Annotated in this window: 16 protein-coding genes and 1 tRNA gene; 16 read left to right on the top strand and 1 reads right to left on the bottom strand. The window is 70.5% G+C overall.

Translation table 11 applies throughout. The annotated features are described in order from the left end of the window. Nucleotides 1-16: 16 nt before the first annotated feature. From OG965_RS27605 to OG965_RS27635, 7 genes are all read left to right on the top strand, one after another. Entirely contained in the window at nt 17-364 is a 348-nt protein-coding gene (locus tag OG965_RS27605; RefSeq protein WP_371654749.1) for a hypothetical protein, read from the top strand. Next, the gene (locus OG965_RS27610; RefSeq protein WP_371654750.1) at nt 361-1,728 is read left to right on the top strand and encodes an FtsK/SpoIIIE domain-containing protein; all 1,368 of its coding nucleotides are present in this window, start codon (nt 361-363) and stop codon (nt 1,726-1,728) included. The genes OG965_RS27605 and OG965_RS27610 overlap by 4 nt, the downstream gene beginning before the upstream one ends. A 12-nt stretch (nt 1,729-1,740) precedes the next feature. Continuing rightward, nucleotides 1,741-1,935: a hypothetical protein gene (locus OG965_RS27615; protein WP_371654751.1), complete on the top strand. Its 195-nt coding sequence runs from the start codon at nt 1,741-1,743 to the stop codon at nt 1,933-1,935. 32 nt (nt 1,936-1,967) lie between these two features. Next, the gene (locus OG965_RS27620) at nt 1,968-2,258 is read left to right on the top strand and encodes a hypothetical protein (RefSeq protein WP_371654752.1); all 291 of its coding nucleotides are present in this window, start codon (nt 1,968-1,970) and stop codon (nt 2,256-2,258) included. Nucleotides 2,259-2,616: 358 nt separating this feature from the next. After that, nucleotides 2,617-3,975 carry a replication initiator gene (locus tag OG965_RS27625; RefSeq protein WP_371657078.1) on the top strand — a complete coding sequence of 453 codons (1,359 nt, stop codon included), beginning with the start codon at nt 2,617-2,619 and terminating at the stop codon, nt 3,973-3,975. After that, nucleotides 3,965-4,168, top strand: coding sequence for a helix-turn-helix transcriptional regulator (locus OG965_RS27630; RefSeq protein WP_371654753.1), 204 nt, complete (start codon nt 3,965-3,967; stop codon nt 4,166-4,168). The genes OG965_RS27625 and OG965_RS27630 overlap by 11 nt, the downstream gene beginning before the upstream one ends. Continuing rightward, nucleotides 4,165-5,541, top strand: a complete 1,377-nt coding sequence (locus OG965_RS27635; protein ID WP_371654754.1) for a tyrosine-type recombinase/integrase — start codon at nt 4,165-4,167, stop codon at nt 5,539-5,541. The genes OG965_RS27630 and OG965_RS27635 overlap by 4 nt, the downstream gene beginning before the upstream one ends. Before the next feature lie 261 nt (nt 5,542-5,802). On the opposite strand, the gene OG965_RS27640 is transcribed toward OG965_RS27635, so the two are convergent. Continuing rightward, nucleotides 5,803-5,874 (bottom strand) — tRNA-Arg (locus OG965_RS27640). Nucleotides 5,875-6,041: 167 nt separating this feature from the next. Between OG965_RS27640 and OG965_RS27645 the strand changes: the two genes are divergently transcribed. The 9 genes from OG965_RS27645 to rpmE all read left to right on the top strand — a co-directional run bounded on the left by OG965_RS27645 (nt 6,042) and on the right by rpmE (nt 17,160). After that, on the top strand, nt 6,042-6,479 hold the full coding sequence (locus tag OG965_RS27645) for a response regulator (protein ID WP_371657079.1): 438 nt from the start codon (nt 6,042-6,044) through the stop codon (nt 6,477-6,479). 438 nt (nt 6,480-6,917) lie between these two features. Then, nucleotides 6,918-7,904 (top strand): ArgS-related anticodon-binding protein NrtL, encoded by a 987-nt coding sequence (gene nrtL, locus OG965_RS27650; protein WP_371654755.1) that lies wholly within the window; start codon nt 6,918-6,920, stop codon nt 7,902-7,904. 36 nt (nt 7,905-7,940) lie between these two features. Continuing rightward, nucleotides 7,941-9,332 (top strand): diaminopimelate decarboxylase, encoded by a 1,392-nt coding sequence (gene lysA, locus OG965_RS27655; RefSeq protein ID WP_371654756.1) that lies wholly within the window; start codon nt 7,941-7,943, stop codon nt 9,330-9,332. Between the two features lie 144 nt (nt 9,333-9,476). After that, a complete protein-coding gene (locus OG965_RS27660) occupies nt 9,477-10,766 on the top strand; it encodes a homoserine dehydrogenase (RefSeq protein WP_371657080.1) in 1,290 nt (429 codons plus the stop codon). A gap of 6 nt (nt 10,767-10,772) precedes the next feature. Beyond that, nucleotides 10,773-11,831 (top strand): threonine synthase, encoded by a 1,059-nt coding sequence (gene thrC / locus OG965_RS27665; RefSeq protein ID WP_371654757.1) that lies wholly within the window; start codon nt 10,773-10,775, stop codon nt 11,829-11,831. Between the two features lie 229 nt (nt 11,832-12,060). Beyond that, entirely contained in the window at nt 12,061-12,978 is a 918-nt protein-coding gene (gene thrB / locus OG965_RS27670; protein ID WP_371654758.1) for a homoserine kinase, read from the top strand. A 401-nt stretch (nt 12,979-13,379) separates the two neighbouring features. Further along, nucleotides 13,380-15,428, top strand: a complete 2,049-nt coding sequence (gene rho, locus OG965_RS27675; RefSeq protein ID WP_371654759.1) for a transcription termination factor Rho — start codon at nt 13,380-13,382, stop codon at nt 15,426-15,428. Nucleotides 15,429-15,665: 237 nt separating this feature from the next. Continuing rightward, entirely contained in the window at nt 15,666-16,781 is a 1,116-nt protein-coding gene (locus tag OG965_RS27680; protein ID WP_371654760.1) for an LCP family protein, read from the top strand. Nucleotides 16,782-16,941: 160 nt separating this feature from the next. Then, nucleotides 16,942-17,160, top strand: coding sequence for a 50S ribosomal protein L31 (gene rpmE, locus OG965_RS27685; protein ID WP_371654761.1), 219 nt, complete (start codon nt 16,942-16,944; stop codon nt 17,158-17,160). Nucleotides 17,161-17,247: the final 87 nt, after the last annotated feature.

The raw sequence follows: 17,247 nt of genomic DNA on the forward strand, positions 1-17,247 counted from the left end.
GAGGAGATCCAGAACAGTGGCAACCCTTCCGATCGACACGGCGAAGTTCACCGGGATCATCTGCGCGGTGGCCCCGGCCCCGCGCCTCGCCAACCGCGAGACCGGGCAGCTTCGCGTGGATCGCGAGACCGGACAGACCGTGTACCAGGTCGGCTTATGCCTCATGAGTGGGGCATCGGCGGACGTCGTGAATGTGAGCGTTCCCGGCGAGCCGCGGGGCGTGCAACTCGGTATGCCCGTGCAGGTGCGGGACCTCGTGGCGACGCCCTGGGAGAACGATGGGCGGCACGGCGTTGCCTTCCGTGCCGCAGAGATCAAGCCCTTTGCCGCTCCGGCGGCGGCAGGCAAGGGGGCCGCGCAGTGAACGCGGCGGCTTCCGAACGATTAGCCGGGCCGACCTGGTTGGCGTGGGGGATCGTGGTGGCCGCCGTGCTGGCGTCGGGTCTGCTTCTGGCAGGCCCGGCCCTGCGCCGCCGCTACCCGGTGGCCTGGTGGCTCGCGCTCGGCTTCCCGGTCGCCTGCCTCCGCGTCGCCCGTACCTGGCGACCTCTGATGGCGGGCTGTGGCCTGGCCGTGAGCCGTAAGGCCGCGTTGACCGTGGTCTCGGGGCTCGTGGGGAACGGGGCGCCTCCACCGCAACCCCGCGTTCCTCGGTACGGGGCCATACGGCCAACCGCGGGCGGCTTCTGGTTCCTGGTCCGGCTACTGCCGGGCCAGACCCCCGAGGACTTCGTCAAGGCGTCGCCCGCCATGGCGCACGCCTGGCAGGTGCACGCGGTCCGCGTCACCAAGTGGAGGCCCGGTGTTGTGCGCGTCGCCGCCTCGGCCGCGGATCCGCTGCTTGCGCCTCGCATCCCCAGGCAGCGCACCGCCGACCGCCTGCTCCACGTCGTCGTTGGCGCCCTCGAAACCGGGGCGCAGTGGGTGATCGACCTACGGCGAGTGCCGCACTGGTTGATCGTGGGGGCGACCCGCTCCGGAAAGTCGACCCTGATCAACGCACTCGTTGCGGGCCTCGCTCCGCAACCCGTGGCGCTGGTCGGGATCGACTGCAAGGGCGGCATGGAGCTCTCGCTCTACGGGCCCCGGCTCTCCGCCCTCGCGACGAACAGGGCGCAGGCGGTCAAGCTCCTTGCCGCGCTCGTAGACCTGACCCTCGACCGGATGGCGGCCTGCCGTGCGGCGCGCGTCCGGAACGTATGGGGCCTGCCGGATGAGAAGCGGCCCGTACCGGTCGTCGTGATCGTGGACGAGATCGCGGAGCTGTTCCTGATCGCGAGCCGGAGCGAGAAGGACGAAGCACAAGCGGCGGCCACTGCCCTGATCCGCCTGGCCCAACTGGGCGCGGCTCTAGGGCTGTTCCTCATCGTGGCCGGGCAACGCGTCGGCTCCGACATGGGACCGGGCGTCACGGCCCTGCGCGCCCAGCTCGCCGGACGAGTCTGCCACCGCGTCTCAGACCCCGGTACGGCCGAGATGGCTCTCGGGGATCTCAACCCCGACGCTCTCAAAGCGGCTCAGGCCATCACGCCCGAACAGGCCGGTACGGCGGTCCTGGCCTCCGGGGACGGCTGGGAGCGGGCTCGCTCCCACCTGGTCTCGGAGGAGGACGCGGAGGTCATCGCGGCCGAGTACGCCCACCTGACTCCCTACCTGCCGGAACTCGTCGACGCGATGAGCAGAACGGCCGTGCGCATCGAACGCCTCGACCACGACGGCAGCGAGTGAGAGGGGAACGCCGTGCTCGTCTCCATGTCGGCCGTGGTGCTGCTGGGCCTGGTGATCTGGTTTCTCCTGCGCATCCGCTATCTGCGGTGGGCCGACTTCCTGATGTGCGGAGCGTTCGGCTTCCTGCTGGCCGACACGGTGGCCGCGCCAGCCGTACAGGCGGTGCTGGTCGGAATCACCGGCTTCCTCGGCCAACTCCACTTCTGACCCATTCCAGCATGTGAAAGGAGGGGTGAACCATGCCCAAGTACGTCATCCGTTCCGGGGACAGGGACGCCTTCATCGCCGGTCTTCGGGAACTGACGGACTTCCTGATCGTCAATCCCGGCGTGATCGTTCCGCGTAATCCGTCCTTCGCTGTCTTCGTCGACGCAGCCGACGCCTCCATCCGTCAGGAAGTCGCGAACTGCGTCGCTGCTCCACTCGGAGTTCCCGCGGACGACCTCGGCGAGGGCTACTTCGGGGCGCGTCGATCCTTCGGCCCGATCGCCTACTCCGTCGTCGCGATCCCGCCCGAGGATCAGCAGTGATCGCCCAAATGACGGGCTCCCAGCGGGGCGCGAAGTCGCCAAACCCGACCCCGCCGGGAACCCACTCCATCCGCCACGTGAGCAGTGAAAGGAGTACTTACACCTTGTCCATCGCGAGTCATTCGCGCAAATCCCCTCGGCCGCAATGTGAGTTACGGGATGAGGAGCGTCCGCTGTGTGTCGGCCGCGAACAGGTCGTCATGGTCGGACTGGACGCATCCGAGCGCCGCCTCTGCCCCGCGCATGCCGCCGCGCTCTGGCTGACCGACCCGACTCTCCGGTTCAGCGCCAAGACGCCGACGGAAGCTATCGCGGCCGTGATGCGCCAGGCGTTCAGGGGGTCCCGATGAACGCCCCCATGACGCCGCTGGTGACGGGAGTTGCCGCGCTCCTCGACCGGGCGGTGGAACCCGGCTTCGACGCGTGGCGCCGGAACATCGTCCGTCTCGGCGGATGCACGAACCCTGTTCATCTGGTCGGCAGCGCGACTGTCTTCGACGCGAGGAGCGGGGAAGCGCTGCTGGCCTACGCCTCCGACGCGTACGGCGGGCGGCTGCTCACCTCCTGCGGCAACCGCCGGTCGTCGGTCTGCCCGACCTGCGCACGCGTCTATCAGGCGGATACGTACCAACTCATCCGGGCCGGACTGGTCGGCGGCAAGGACGTCACGGAGGAGGTGGGCGGGCACCCCCGGGTGTTCGCCACCCTCACCGCTCCGGGCTTCGGGCCAGTCCACACACGGCGCGAGCGTGATGGGCGGGTACGCGTCTGTCGACCGCGCCGGGTAGGGGAGTCCTGCCCGCACGGTTCGTCGGCCGGGTGCCCCCTGCGGCATACGGAGGGTGACCCCCGACTCGGGGAACCGCTCTGCCCGCGCTGCTACGACTACGCCGGGGCGGTCCTATGGCAGGCGAACGCCGGGCGGCTCTGGCATCGCTTCGCCCTGGAGCTCCGGCGCGAACTCGCCCGCCGGGGCAGGCTCCCCCGGGAGGAGCTGGCCGACTCGGTTCGGCTGTCGTACGCGAAGGTGGCCGAGTACCAGCGTCGCGGCTTGGTCCACTTCCATGCGGTCGTCCGGCTGGACGGTCCGGCCGGTCCCGCGGTACCTCCGCCTGAGTGGGCATCGACGGCGCTTCTCATGGACACGGTGCGTACGGCTGCGGGCGCGGTACGGCTCGCTGCGCCCGGCTCGGACGTCGTCGGGCGGCGAGTGCTCCGCTTCGGTCGACAGATCGATGTACGGCCCATCGCGGCCTTCGGGGCAGGGGAGTCGCTGAACTCCGCAGCTGTCGCGGGCTACATCGCCAAGTACGCGACGAAGGGCGCAGAGTCCGCCGGCGCGGTGGACGGGCGTATTCGCCGGGCGGCCGACCTGGTCGTCCTGCCGGTACGGGCGCATACCCTCCGCATGATCGGTACGTGCTGGTGGCTCGGTGGGCTCCCGCCGTTCGAGCCGCTGGGGCTGCGGCGGTGGGCGCACATGCTGGGGTACGGCGGCCACTTCTCGACCAAGTCGCGGCGCTATTCGACGACGCTGACGGCGTTGCGGACGGCGCGTGCGGATCACCGTGCGGAGCAGCAGCGGGCGGCGCTCGGGCTAGGGGAGCGGCCCACGGTGACGGTCGGCGCCTGGCGGTACGCCGGACGCGGCTACTCGCCGGAGGCGGCGCTGATCGCTGCCTCGGTCCGCGAGGGCGGTGACCGCCATGGCTCGTGAACGGGCGGCTGAACTGCTCACCGTGCGCCAGGTCCTCGACGAGCTGGGCGGGATCTCCCGCCGCACCTTCTACCGCTGGCGGGAGCTCCGCATCGCACCCCGCTGCATCCGCCTCCCGAACGGGGAGCTGCGGGTCCGGCGTGACGTGCTGGCGGCCTGGCTGGACGAGCTGGCGGATGGGGCTGCCTCGTGAAGTCGTACAAGGTCGCGGTCTGGAAGCTGGCCCTCAACCGGACCACGAAGAAGCCCAGCTACACCGTGCGGTGGGTGGTCGATGGCACTCCCATGAGTGCGTCGTACAAGACGAAGGCGCTGGCCGACCGCTTCCGGGCCAAGCTCCTCCGAGCCATCGACAAGGGCGAGCCGTTCGACACAGTGACGGGCTTGCCCGACTCGCTGCGCGGAGGCAAGGCCGCTCTGTCCTTCCTGGAGCTGGCCATCAAGTACCTCGACGGCCGATGGGCAGAGGCTGCCGCGAAGCAACGCGACAGCATGACGGACGCCCTGGCGACGGTCCTCCCCGCACTGGTCAAGGAAGTGCGGGGGAGACCTGACAACAGGACTGTCCGGCGTGCGCTCCGGTCGTACGTGCTGCCTCCCTCTCGCCGCGAGCGGGAGCGTCCGGACGAGATCACGGCGGCGGTCCGGTGGCTGGAGAAAGCTTCCCTGCCCGTGGCGGAACTCCAGGACATCGCTCGGGCCCATGAGCTGATCGACGTCCTCGGCCGGAAGCTCGACGGGAAGCCTGCGGCCACGCAGACGTACCGGCGGCGCCGGGCGGTCGTCTTCAACGCTCTGGAGTACGCGGTGGAGCTGGAGATGCTGCCGGGCAATCCACTCGGACGGGTTCGGCGCAAGCGCGGTCGCCGGGCCCTCCAGGAGGTCGACCGCCGTGTGGTGGTCAACCCGCGGCAGGCTCGGGAGCTCCTGGCGGCGGTGACCTACGTCGGCGGCTACAAGCGGGCGAGCGGCAGGCGGCTGAGGGCCTTCTTCGGCTGCCTGTACTACGCGGCCCTGCGACCGGAAGAGGCGCTTGGCCTCCGGCGTTCGGACTGCTTCCTCCCTGAGGAGGGCTGGGGCCGGATCGAAGTGGCCGAGACCCGACCCACGGCAGGAAAGGCGTGGACCGACTCCGGCGAAGCGCACGACAGACGTGGGTTGAAGCAGAGAGCGGAGGGCGCAGTCCGGATCGTGCCCATTCCGCCGCATCTGGTGCGGCTGCTCCAGGAGCACTTGGAGGAGTTTGACGCGGCCAAAGACGGCCGGATCTTCCAGAGCGAGCGGGGCAACGTCGTCGCGGCGTCCTCGTACTCCCGCGTCTGGAAGCAGACCCGAAAGCTGGCCTTCCTACCCGAACAGGTCTCGTCCGTCCTGGCCTTCCGGCCGTACGACCTGCGCCACGCGGGCGTCTCCCAGTGGCTCAACTCCGGCGTTCCAGCCGCAGAGGTGGCGGCCCGCGCCGGGCACTCCGTGGACGTGCTTCTCAAGATCTACGCCAAGTGCATCGACGGCCAGGAGCAGGAGATGAACAGCCGGATCATGGAAGGGCTCGGGGAGGTGGGATAGCCAAGGATCAACCCGGCCTGAAGGAACGCCTCGACCGCGTGAGCCCCGGAGAAATCCGGGGCTTTCGTCGTGCGCGGACGCGTGCGCGCAGAGGTCCAGAAAGCCGCCTCTGAGCTGCGCCGACACCCTTCAACATCATCACGCTATTACAACGTGATCACTGTCATGCAGCCGCATTCGGCGGCATCGACCCGCACACGCAAGAAGACCCCGCACCCAGCAAACTGGCTGGTGGCGGGGTCTTAGGCACCTACTAACAGGTGCCCCCGGCAGGATTCGAACCTGCGCACACGGCTCCGGAGGCCGTTGCTCTATCCCCTGAGCTACGGGGGCGTTCACCGCGCTTGGCGGCGACGGGTTGAACACTACCAGCTCTCGTGGGGTGGCTGTGAACAGGTATTTCGCGTGGCCGGCGGGGGTGGGGTCCCCCGCAGGGGGCGGAAGTGGGGAAAACCCGGACGCGGCGACGTTCGCGGACCTAACCTCAAGATGTGTCAGGCGTGTCCGGCCGGGTGCTTGTTGTCGACGACAACAAGGTCATCCGGCAGCTGATCAGGGTCAACCTTGAGCTGGAGGGCTTCGAGGTCGTGACCGCGGCTGATGGTGCCGAGTGTCTGGAAGTGGTGCACCGGGTCTGTCCGGATGTCATCACTCTCGACGTCGTGATGCCTCGGCTCGACGGGTTGCGTACCGCCGCGCGGCTGCGGGCGGACGCGCGTACGCGGCATCTGCCGCTCGCCATCATCAGTGCCTGTACGCAGTACGAGGTCGAGACCGGGCTCGCGGCCGGGGTGGACGCGTTCCTGGCCAAGCCCTTCGAGCCGGCCGAGCTCGTCAGGGTCGTACGGCAGCTGATGCACCGGGAGGCCCCGCCGTCCGCCGACGGCAACAGGCAGCCCGGACGGGCCGGGCGGGCGGCCGGTACGAGTCGCGGCTGAGCCGCGTCAGTCGCGTCAGCAGAGGTGGGTACCGCCTTCGCCCCCGCCCCGGTGGGGTGGGCCCCATCCCGTCAGCTCCTCCGGCCCCGTCGACGGCAACAGGCCGCCCGGCCGGGCCGGCCGGGCGGCCGGGACCAGACGTGGCCGAGGGGTAGGGGGTAGGGGGAGCACCCAGCACCCCCTCGACCCGGGTAGCGTGCGCCCGTCCCGGGCATGGGCGAGCCCGACACCCCCGGCCCGCCGCACCCCGCATCCCCCCCACCCCCGGCAGGGCGGCCCCCCCCGGCAGGGCGGCCCCCCCCCCCGGCCCCGCCGCACCCCGCATGCCCGACCCCGGCCCCGCCGCACCCCCCATTCCCCCCCGCCCCCCGGAGGGCCCCCGCCCACATCCCGAAACCGATTGGCCGCCCCACCCCCCCTCTCCCATACGCTTGTCCCGTGACCCCCGCAGAGCTCTCCCGTACCGTCGTGCGTGCCGTGCGCAGCGCCGTCGACGAGGGTGTGCTCGCTGTCGCCGTGCCCGATGACGTCAAGGTCGAGCGGCCCCGGCCGGGTGGGGGAGGGGACTACGCCAGTGCTGTCGCGCTGAAGCTCGCCGCCTCCTCCGGGCTCGCGCCCCGCGCCGTGGCCGAGGCCCTGCGCGGGCGGCTCACCGGCGCCCCCGGGGTCGCGCGCGTCGACATCACCGGGCCGGGGTTCCTCAATTTCACCCTCGATGCCGGCCCCGCCGCCCACGACGAGCTCGTACGCCGAGTGCTCGCGCTCGGGCCGCGCTACGGGTACGGCGACTCCCTCTCCGGGCAGCACACCTCCTTCGCCCCCGTCGACGAGCCCCGCGCCCTCGCCGTCACCTCCGTGGTCGTCGAGCTGCTGCGCTCACAGGGCGCCACCGCCGAGATCACCCCGTACGGGAATGAACGGCTCCACGTCCTCCCGGACCCGGAGATCGCACACCTCGCCGGTCCCCACGCCGCCCGCTGGGCCTACCTCCGCGCCGCCGCCCACGACCGGCCCGCCCCGGCCGCCGAGCTCCTCGCCCAGCGCGACAGCAATCCGTACTTCCGTGTGCGGTACGCGTACACCCGCACCCGCGCCCTCACCCGCAACGCCCACGCCCTCGGTATCGCCGAAAGCGCCCCCGGCGACCCCGGCGACCCGGACACCGCCGCCCCTCTCCTCACCCTCCTCACCGACCACCCCGACGTCCTCCTCCGCGCCGCTCGCCTGGCCGCCCCCGACCGGGTCGCGCGGCAGCTCGAAGGCATTGCCGACGCCGTTCTCGACTTCCAGCACACCGTGCTGCCGCTCGGGGACGAGAAACCCTTGGCCGCCCACCGTGCCCGGCTCGCGCTCGCCGAAGCCGCCGGGGCGGTGCTGGCCGGTGGCCTGTCCCTGTTCGGTATCGACGCCCCTGAATTCCTGTGAACTCGTGAGAGTCGTAAGAGTTGTGAGAGTGACAGCATGAGCCGTTCCGCACACCCCGCCGGGCCCCGTCACGCCGACGTCCTTCCCGAAGGGCACTACTCGGCGCCGCCCGCCGACCTCAACGCCCTTGATCCGAAGGTCTGGTCGCAGACCGTCGGACGCAACGACGACGGAGTCGCCACCGTCGCCGGGCTCGATGTCGCCTCGCTCGCCGAGGAGTTCGGGACCCCCGCGTACTTCCTCGACGAGGCCGACTTCCGCGCCCGCTGCCGCGCCTGGGCCGACGCCTTCGGCAAGGACGCCGATGTCTTCTACGCCGGGAAGGCCTTCCTCTCCCGCGCCATCGTGCGGTGGCTCCACGAGGAGGGGCTCAACCTCGACGTCTGCTCCGGCACCGAACTCGCCACCGCCCTCTCCGCCGGAATGCCCGCCGAGCGGATCGCCTTCCATGGCAACAACAAGTCCGAAGGTGAGATTCGGCGGGCCGTCGAGGTCGGGGTCGGGCGCATCGTCCTCGACTCCTTCCAGGAGATCGTCCGCGTCGCCCACATCGCCCAGGGCCTCGGCAAGCGCCAGCGCGTCCAGATCCGCGTGACCGTGGGCGTCGAGGCGCACACCCACGAGTTCATTGCCACCGCTCATGAAGATCAGAAGTTCGGGATCGCCCTCGCCGGGGGGCAGGCCGCCGAGGCCGTGCGGCGGGCGCTGAAGCTGGATGGGCTTGAGCTCATCGGCATTCACTCCCACATCGGGTCTCAGATCTTCGACATGGCGGGGTTCGAGGTGTCCGCCCGGCGCGTTGTCCAGCTCCTCGCCGACGTTCGTGACGAGCACGGTGTCGAGCTGCCCGAGATCGACCTCGGCGGCGGGCTCGGCATCGCGTACACCTCCGACGACGACCCCCGCGAGCCGCACGAGATCGCCAAGGCGCTCAACGAGATCGTCACCCGCGAGTGCGAGGCCGCCGGGCTGCGCACGCCGCGCATCTCCGTCGAGCCGGGGCGCGCGATCGTCGGACCCAGTGCCTTCACGCTGTACGAAGTCGGGACGATCAAGCCGCTTGAGGGCTTGCGGACGTACGTCAGTGTCGACGGCGGGATGTCCGACAACATTCGGACCGCCCTGTACGACGCCGAGTACTCCGTCTCGCTCGTCTCGCGCACCTCCGACGCCGAGCCGATGCTGGTACGGGTCGTGGGCAAGCACTGCGAGAGCGGCGACATCGTCGTACGGGACGCGTTCCTGCCCGCCGACCTGGCGCCCGGCGACCTCCTCGCGGTGCCGGCCACCGGCGCGTACTGCCGCTCCATGGCCAGCAACTACAACCACGCGCTGCGCCCGCCGGTCGTCGCGGTCCGCGACGGCGAGGCACGCGTGATCGTCCGGCGCGAGACCGAGGAAGATCTCCTGCGGCTCGACCTCGGATGATGAATAAATGAATAGATCGATGAATAAATAGTGGAATATGTGTCTCAGGATCCGGACGGAGGGCGGAAACCTCCGTCCGGTGAGTGAGACTGGTTCGTATTCAAGCTGGTAGTTCAGGCTGGTAGAAGGAAACGAGGTCGGATGATGCGTACGCGTCCGCTGAAGGTGGCGCTGCTGGGCTGTGGAGTGGTCGGCTCAGAGGTGGCGCGCATCATGACGACGCACGCCGACGACCTCACGGCGCGCATCGGCGCGCCCGTCGAGCTCGCCGGTGTCGCCGTGCGCCGGCCCTCGAAGGTGCGCGAGGGCATCGACCCCGCCCTCGTCACCACCGACGCCACCGCCCTTGTCAAACGCGGCGACATCGACGTCATCATCGAGGTCATCGGGGGCATCGAGCCCGCCCGTACGCTGATCACCACCGCCTTCGAGCACGGCGCCTCCGTCGTCTCCGCCAACAAGGCGCTGCTCGCCCAGGACGGCGCCGCGCTGCACGCCGCCGCCAACGAGCACGGGCGGGATCTGTACTACGAGGCGGCGGTGGCGGGTGCCATCCCGCTCATCCGGCCGCTGCGCGAGTCGCTCGCCGGTGACAAGGTCAACCGGGTGCTCGGCATCGTCAACGGCACCACCAACTTCATCCTCGACAAGATGGACTCGACGGGCGCCGGGTACCAGGAGGCCCTCGACGAGGCCACCGCCCTGGGGTACGCGGAGGCCGACCCGACCGCCGACGTCGAGGGCTTCGACGCCGCCGCCAAGGCCGCCATCCTCGCCGGGATCGCCTTCCACACCCGGGTCCGGCTCGACGACGTCTACCGCGAGGGCATGGCCGAGGTCACCGCCGCCGACTTCGCCTCGGCGAAGGAGATGGGCTGCACCATCAAGCTGCTCGCCATCTGCGAGCGGGCCGCGGACGGCGGTTCCGTCACTGCCCGCGTGCACCCGGCGATGATCCCGCTCGACCACCCGCTGGCCTCCGTGCGCGGCGCGTACAACGCCGTGTTCGTCGAGGCCGAGGCCGCCGGTCAGCTGATGTTCTACGGGCCGGGCGCGGGCGGCGCGCCGACCGCCTCCGCGGTCCTGGGCGACCTGGTCGCGGTCTGCCGCAACAAGCTCGCCGAGTCCACCGGGCCCGGTGAGTCGGCGTACACCCAGCTGCCCGTGAGCCCCATGGGCGACGTGGTGACGCGCTACCACATCAGCCTCGACGTGGCCGACAAACCGGGTGTGCTCGCCCAGGTGGCCACCGTCTTCGCCGAGCACGGGGTGTCCATCGACACCGTCCGCCAGCAGGGGAAGGACGGCGAGGCGTCCCTCGTCGTCGTCACCCACCGCGCGGCCGACGCGGCCCTCACCGGGACCGTGGACGTCCTGCGGGGGCTCGACACCGTGCGGGGTGTCGCCAGCATCATGCGTGTTGAAGGGGAGTAACGAGCAATGACCCACCAGTGGCGCGGAATCATCGAGGAGTACCGGGACCGGCTCCCCGTCTCCGCTACGACCCCGGTCGTCACCCTCCGCGAGGGCGGCACACCGCTCGTGCCCGCGCAGGTGCTCTCCGAGCGCACGGGCTGCGAGGTCCACCTCAAGGTCGAGGGCGCCAACCCGACCGGGTCCTTCAAGGACCGCGGGATGACGATGGCGATCTCCCGGGCGAAGGAGGAGGGCGCGAAGGCGGTCATCTGCGCCTCCACCGGCAACACCTCCGCCTCCGCGGCCGCCTACGCGGTACGGGCCGGCATGGTCTGCGCCGTGCTGGTGCCGCAGGGCAAGATCGCGCTCGGCAAGATGGGCCAGGCGCTGGTCCACGGGGCGAAGATCCTCCAGGTGGACGGGAACTTCGACGACTGCCTGACGCTGGCGCGCAGCCTCTCCGACAACTACCCGGTGGCGCTGGTCAATTCGGTCAACCCGGTCCGTATCGAGGGCCAGAAGACCGCCGCGTTCGAGATCGTGGACATGCTCGGCGACGCGCCCGACATCCATGTGCTTCCCGTGGGCAACGCGGGCAACATCACGGCGTACTGGCGGGGGTACCGGGAGTACGCGGCGGACAAGGTGTCCACCCGCGCGCCCCGCATGTGGGGCTTCCAGGCCTCCGGTTCGGCGCCGATCGTGCGCGGCGAGGTGGTCAAGGACCCGTCCACGATCGCCACCGCGATTCGCATCGGCAACCCGGCGTCCTGGCAGTTCGCGGAGGCCGCGCGCGATGAATCGGGCGGTCTCATCGACGAGGTGACGGACCGTGAGATCCTGCGGGCCTACCGGCTGCTGGCCGCCCAGGAGGGTGTCTTCGTGGAGCCCTCGTCGGCCGCCTCGGTCGCCGGTCTGCTCAAGGCCGCCGAGCAGGGTCTGGTCGACCCCGGCCAGACGATCGTGTGCACGGTCACCGGCAACGGCCTCAAGGACCCGGACTGGGCCGTCGCGGGCGCTCCGCAGCCGGTCACGGTCCCGGTGGACGCGGCGGTCGCGGCCGAGCGCCTCGGTCTGGCGTAGGCAAAACCCGTACAACCTCGTGCAACTAGGCACGTAGGGGCGCAGGGGGCTCGCGACACGCATCGTGCGCCTCCTGTGCGCCCTATGTCGCCACTGAACCTTCCTTCGATAGGCTGTACCCAACCCACCCCGCCGCATATGCCGCGGTGCAGTTGCCCACGTGGCCGTCGGGTCTTGGGTACCTCTTCGAAAATCTCGCAGCAGTCTCACAAGGAGAGTCATCAGAGCGATGGCCGGTCCCGCATTCCGCGCCGCCGCCGTACGGGTGCGCGTTCCCGCCACCAGTGCCAACCTCGGCCCGGGCTTCGACGCCCTGGGCCTGTCACTGGGGCTCTACGACGACGTGGTCGTCCGCGTCGCCGACTCCGGCCTGCACATCGACATCGCGGGCGAGGGCGCCGAGACGCTGCCCCGCGACGAGAGCCACCTCCTCGTACGGTCGCTGCGCACCGCGTTCGACCTGCTCGGCGGGCAGCCGCGCGGCCTTGAGGTCGTCTGCGCCAACCGCATCCCGCACGGCCGGGGCCTGGGCTCCTCGTCGGCCGCCATCTGCGCCGGCATCGTCGCGGCGCGCGCGGTGACCATAGGCGGCGACGCCAGACTCGACGACGCCGCGCTGCTTGAGCTGGCCACCGAGATCGAGGGCCACCCCGACAACGTCGCGGCCTGTCTGCTCGGCGGGTTCACGCTCTCCTGGATGGAGGGGGGAGCGGCGCGGGCCATCAGGATGGACCCCGCGGATTCCGTCGTTCCGGTGGTCTTCGTCCCCGGCAAGCCGGTGCTGACGGAGACCGCGCGGGGACTGCTGCCGCGCACCGTCCCGCACGGGGACGCGGCGGCCAACGCCGGGCGTGCGGCACTGCTCGTGGAGGCGCTGACCAGGCGCCCCGAGCTGCTGCTCCCGGCCACCGAGGACCGGCTCCACCAGGAATACCGGGCACCCGCCATGCCCGAGAGTGTGGCGCTGGTCAACCGGCTGCGGGCGGACGGCGTCCCCGCAGTCATCTCCGGCGCGGGGCCCACGGTCCTGGCGCTGGTCGAGGACGGTGCGGCCGACAAGGTCGCACGGCTGGCGGGCGACGGGTGGGCCGCGAACAGGCTCCGCCTCGACGCCTCGGGCGCGAGCGTCCTGCCACTGGGCTCCTAGGGCCTTCAGGGCAGGACGCGCGGCTTGCCGGTGAACGAGAGGGGGAATGTTTGTTGGATCCGGTAGTGTTAACCTCAAGTCTGCATCGGTCGTCATTGTGGCGCGGTGCTTCGTGTCCCCTTCAGGGACCGCCTTTCTTCCGGGAGCCTCCCAAACTGCCTGCGCAGCCTGCCTGAGCAGTTTCCGAGCACGCTCCGGAACCCGGCACGACACCCCCCGCTTTTCCCAGGGGGCCGAGTAGGGGAACTCGGGCCGGACCCCACGCACGTTTATCTCTCCGCCGTACGCGGCGGACCACCGCCCCGGCACGGTCAGTGACCCCAGGTCACGAGCCGCGTTCGGACAGCACAACCGGTCGCCGAGCCAGACAGGCCGACGTCCGCTCCAGGGAAGGACCCTTCGTGAGCGACACCACCGATCTGATGGGCGTGACAGCCGACACTTCTGTCGACGACTCCGCGCCCGCCGCAGGTGCTGCCTCTGGCACCACCTCACGGCGCCGCCGCTCCGGCACCGGCCTCGACGGCATGGTCCTGGCCGAGCTGCAGCAGGTCGCGTCCGGCCTCGGCATCAGGGGCACCGCGCGGATGCGCAAGAGCCAGCTGATCGAGGTCATCAAGGAGGCGCAGGCCGGTTCCGGCTCCGCCGCCCCGGCCAAGGGCGCCGACGCGACCGAGACGAAGCCGAAGCGCCGCGCCACCTCCAAGGCCCGTACGGGTGACGAGGCCGCCGAGAAGCCTGCCGCCCAGCAGCAGATCGAGATTCCCGGCCAGCCGGCCAGCGAGGACCAGCCCGCGGGCGAGCGCCGTCGTCGGCGCGCCACCGCGGCCGCCGGCTCCCCGGAGTCCGCGACCGCCGTCGCCGAGCCGCAGACCGTCAAGGCCGAGGCCAAGACGGACGTCCGGGCCGAGCAGAAGACCGACGCCCAGCCGGACGCCAAGGCCGCCGAGGCCGTCGACGGCGCCGAGGGCCGGCGCGACCGCCGGGACCGCGGCGAGCGGGGCGAGCGCGGTGGCGAGCGGGGCGACCGCCAGGGCCGCCAGCGCGGCGACCGTGACCGCGACCGCGGCGAGCGGGGCGAGCGCCGTGGCAAGGGCGACGACCAGCAGGGCCAGGGCGGCCAGCGCCAGCAGCGCCAGGGCGGCCAGGGCCAGGGCGGCCAGGGTGGTCAGGGCCAGCAGAACAACGGTCCCCAGGACGACAGTTACGACGACGAGGGCCGTCGCGGCCGTCGGGGCCGTTACCGGGACCGCCGTGGCCGCCGCGGTGGCCGCGAGGAGTTCGGCGCCGAGCCGCAGGTCGCCGACGACGATGTGCTGATCCCCGTCGCGGGCATCCTGGACATCCTCGACAACTACGCGTTCATCCGGACCTCCGGCTACCTGCCGGGCCCGAACGACGTGTACGTCTCGCTGGCCCAGGTCCGCAAGAACGGTCTGCGCAAGGGTGACCACGTCACCGGCGCGGTCCGCCAGCCCAAGGACGGCGAGCGCCGCGAGAAGTTCAACGCGCTGGTCCGTCTGGACTCCGCGAACGGCATGGCGGCCGACTCCGGCCGCGGCCGCCCGGAGTTCAGCAAGCTGACGCCGCTGTACCCGCAGGACCGGCTCCGTCTGGAGACCGACCCGGGCGTGCTGACCACGCGGATCATCGACCTCGTGTCGCCGATCGGCAAGGGCCAGCGCGGTCTGATCGTGGCCCCGCCGAAGACCGGCAAGACCATGATCATGCAGGCGATCGCCAACGCGATCACGGTCAACAACCCCGAGTGCCACCTGATGGTCGTCCTGGTCGACGAGCGTCCGGAAGAGGTCACCGACATGCAGCGGTCGGTCAAGGGCGAGGTCATCTCCTCGACCTTCGACCGTCCGGCCGAGGACCACACCACGGTCGCGGAGCTCGCCATCGAGCGCGCCAAGCGCCTCGTCGAGCTCGGCCACGACGTGGTCGTCCTGCTCGACTCGATCACCCGTCTGGGCCGTGCGTACAACCTGGCGGCCCCGGCCTCCGGGCGCATCCTGTCCGGTGGTGTCGACTCGACCGCGCTCTACCCGCCGAAGCGCTTCTTCGGTGCGGCGCGCAACATCGAGGACGGCGGCTCGCTGACCATCCTCGCCACCGCGCTCGTGGAGACCGGCTCGCGCATGGACGAGGTGATCTTCGAGGAGTTCAAGGGCACCGGCAACATGGAGCTCAAGCTCGACCGCAAGCTCGCCGACAAGCGCATCTTCCCGGCGGTGGACGTGGACGCGTCCGGCACCCGTAAGGAAGAGATCCTGCTCGGCAGCGACGAGCTCGCGGTCGTCTGGAAGCTGCGCCGGGTGCTGCACGCGCTCGACCAGCAGCAGGCCATCGAGTTGCTCCTGGACAAGATGAAGCAGACGAAGTCGAACGCCGAGTTCCTGCTCCAGATCCAGAAGACGACCCCGGGCAACGGCAACAACGACTGACGTCACCGCCGCGACCTCTGAGAACGCCCCCGCCACCTCGGTGCCGGGGGCGTTCTCGTGCGTACGGGGGCATCCGAGGGCGCCGAGAGCTTCACCACACGCCCAGGGCGTTCTTAAGGCGTTCTTAGAACCCTGTGCAACCCTTCTTGGTGCTTCTCCGTCTGACAAGTGTCGACAAACTGTGCCTGACAGACACGGCGGGGGGTACCAGGAGCGGCAGCGAGGACTGAGGAGAACATGGCCGAGCAGAGCGAGAACGGCAGCGACCGAATATCCGGCGGTGGCCGTGGCAGGCGCCGCAGGCGCCCGACCCCGCGCCGCCGAGCGCTGACGATCGCGGCCTGGTCCGCGGCGGGCGTGGTCCTGGCCGGCGGGGCCGGCCTCGGGTACGTCTACTTCAAGCTGAACGGCAACATCAAGGGCGTCGACATCAACGCCCAGCTCGGCACCGACCGCCCGCAGGACGTCGACAACGGATCCATGGACATCCTCGTCCTCGGCTCCGACTCCCGGGCCGGCGCCAACAAGGAGTACGGCCAGGACGACGGCGGTGCCCGCTCCGACACCGCGATGGTCATCCACGTCTACGAGGGCCACAAGACGGCCAGCGTCGTCTCCATCCCGCGCGACACCCTGGTCACCCGGCCCTCCTGCACCACCACGGGCGGTAAGAGCGACCCCGGCGGCAAGCGCCAGATGTTCAACACCGCGTACGAGGTCGGCGGCCCGGCCTGTGCGGTCAAGACGGTCGAGCAGATGTCCGGCATCCGTATGGACCACTACATCGAGGTCGACTTCACCGGCTTCAAGAAGCTCATCGACGAGCTCGGCGGGGTGCCCGTCACCACCGCGAAGCCGATCAAGGACACCAAGAGCCATCTGGACCTGCCGCCCGGCAGGCACACCCTCAACGGGGAGCAGGCCCTCGGCCTGGTGCGCACCCGGCACGGCGTGGGCGACGGCTCCGACCTCGGCCGCATCCAGCTCCAGCAGGCCTTCATCAAGGCGCTGATCGAGCGGGTCAAGGGTGTGGGCGTGTTCACCAGCCCCACCAAGCTCTACGGCCTCTCGGACGCCGCCACCAAGGCGATCACCACCGACTCCGACCTGAACTCGATCAACAAGCTGATCGGCTTCGGCAACGGGCTCAAGGGCCTGGGCGCGGACGACGTCCACATGATCACCCTGCCGGTGATGTACGACCCGGCCGACCCCAACCGCGTACTGCCGCAGCAGGCCCAGTCCCAGCAGGTCTGGGACGCCCTGCTCAAGGACCAGCCGGTCCCGGCCTCCGCGACCAAGGACTCGGCGGGTGACAAGGGTGACGCGGGCACCGTGGTGAAAACCGGCTGACCTGCTGTTTCGCCGAGCGGGACGGGGCGTGGAATAGATCGGGGCCGACCCCGGTTTTGGGAGATACGCCCAGTCCTGGCAGACTGGTACGTCGGCCCCGGTTCACGTGTGCGCATTCCCGCGCGGACGACCCGGCGCCCTCCCGAATCTAGGAGACACCTTGAAGCGCGAAATCCACCCCGAGTACGTCGAGACGCAGGTCAGCTGCACCTGTGGCGCGTCGTTCACCACCCGTAGCACCCTCGCCGAGGGCACCATCCGTGCCGAGGTCTGCTCCGAGTGCCACCCGTTCTACACGGGCAAGCAGAAGATCCTCGACACCGGTGGCCGCGTGGCCCGCTTCGAGGCCCGCTTCGGTAAGGCTGCTGCCGCCAAGTAGCGAGCCACTGCGCCGGTCTTCGGCCGCCCCCGTGGGGGCGGCTAGGACCGGCGCTTTGCCGTCTCCCGCAGCCACTCACGAAAAAAC

This window comes from Streptomyces sp. NBC_00224 (assembly GCF_041435195.1).
GTDB lineage: Bacteria > Actinomycetota > Actinomycetes > Streptomycetales > Streptomycetaceae > Streptomyces.